This window comes from Streptococcus sp. NLN76 (genome assembly GCF_015686645.1).
Taxonomy (GTDB): domain Bacteria; phylum Bacillota; class Bacilli; order Lactobacillales; family Streptococcaceae; genus Streptococcus.
Genome location: NZ_JADPMS010000092.1, coordinates 759 through 1,701, shown reverse-complemented (window position 1 = coordinate 1,701; position 943 = coordinate 759). Strand labels below are relative to the sequence as shown.

The following is a 943-nucleotide window of genomic DNA, read 5'->3' as shown; positions in this document are numbered from 1 at the left end:
TCGGGAAGACAGGATTCGAACCTGCGACACCTTGGTCCCAAACCAAGTACTCTACCAAGCTGAGCTACTTCCCGTAACTATAAATTCGGTTGTATCTCAGCTGTAGAGTACTTGCTAAGTAGATTTGCTTCGCAAATCCTCATCCTCAACCTCAAAGCTAAGCTTTGAGCTCTACCAATCCGAGCTACTTCCCGTATTATTGTTTACATGCACCCTAGAGGAGTCGAACCTCTAACCGCCTGATTCGTAGTCAGGTACTCTATCCAGTTGAGCTAAGGGTGCTCATTTGCCGAGGACCGGAATCGAACCGGTACGATCAGTAACGATCGCAGGATTTTAAGTCCTGTGCGTCTGCCAGTTCCGCCACCCCGGCGCCAAAGCGAACGACGGGATTCGAACCCGCGACCCCCACCTTGGCAAGGTGGTGTTCTACCACTGAACTACGTTCGCAATCCTCTTAATGCCGGCTACATGACTTGAACACGCGACCCTCTGATTACAAATCAGATGCTCTACCAACTGAGCTAAGCCGGCCTATGATACTTAATGCGGGTTAAGGGACTTGAACCCCCACGCCCGAAAGCGCCAGATCCTAAATCTGGTGCGTCTGCCAATTCCGCCAAACCCGCATATGACCCGTGCTGGGCTCGAACCAGCGACCCATTGATTAAAAGTCAATTGCTCTACCAACTGAGCTAACGAGTCTGTTCCCTATTCTGCAATACTGGTTTATAGGTCACAAGCTTATGCTTGTTTCATTTTTATACATTCAAAATGTACACTGTACATTTTTTGGCGCAAACTTTCGTTTGCTTTATATATACATTCAAAATGTACACTGTACATTTTGAACGGTCCCGACGGGAATCGAACCCGCGATCTTCGCCGTGACAGGGCGACGTGATAACCGCTACACTACGGGACCTGTACTTTCGTACTATGG

At 48.7% G+C, this 943-nt stretch carries 8 tRNA genes; all 8 read right to left on the bottom strand.

Annotation, left to right across the window (positions count from 1 at the left end):
- The 8 genes from I1A59_RS09390 to I1A59_RS09355 all read right to left on the bottom strand — a co-directional run bounded on the left by I1A59_RS09390 (nucleotide 1) and on the right by I1A59_RS09355 (nucleotide 925).
- Nucleotides 1–74 (bottom strand) — tRNA-Pro (locus tag I1A59_RS09390).
- A gap of 134 nt (nucleotides 75–208) precedes the next feature.
- Nucleotides 209–282, bottom strand: a tRNA-Arg gene (locus I1A59_RS09385).
- Between the two features lie 5 nt (nucleotides 283–287).
- Nucleotides 288–373, bottom strand: a tRNA-Leu gene (locus tag I1A59_RS09380).
- A 5-nt stretch (nucleotides 374–378) separates the two neighbouring features.
- Nucleotides 379–450, bottom strand: a tRNA-Gly gene (locus I1A59_RS09375).
- An 11-nt stretch (nucleotides 451–461) separates the two neighbouring features.
- Nucleotides 462–534, bottom strand: a tRNA-Thr gene (locus tag I1A59_RS09370).
- Between the two features lie 13 nt (nucleotides 535–547).
- Nucleotides 548–629 (bottom strand) — tRNA-Leu (locus I1A59_RS09365).
- 3 nt (nucleotides 630–632) lie between these two features.
- Nucleotides 633–705: transfer RNA gene (locus tag I1A59_RS09360), tRNA-Lys, on the bottom strand.
- A gap of 147 nt (nucleotides 706–852) precedes the next feature.
- Nucleotides 853–925: transfer RNA gene (locus I1A59_RS09355), tRNA-Asp, on the bottom strand.
- Nucleotides 926–943 lie beyond the last annotated feature (18 nt).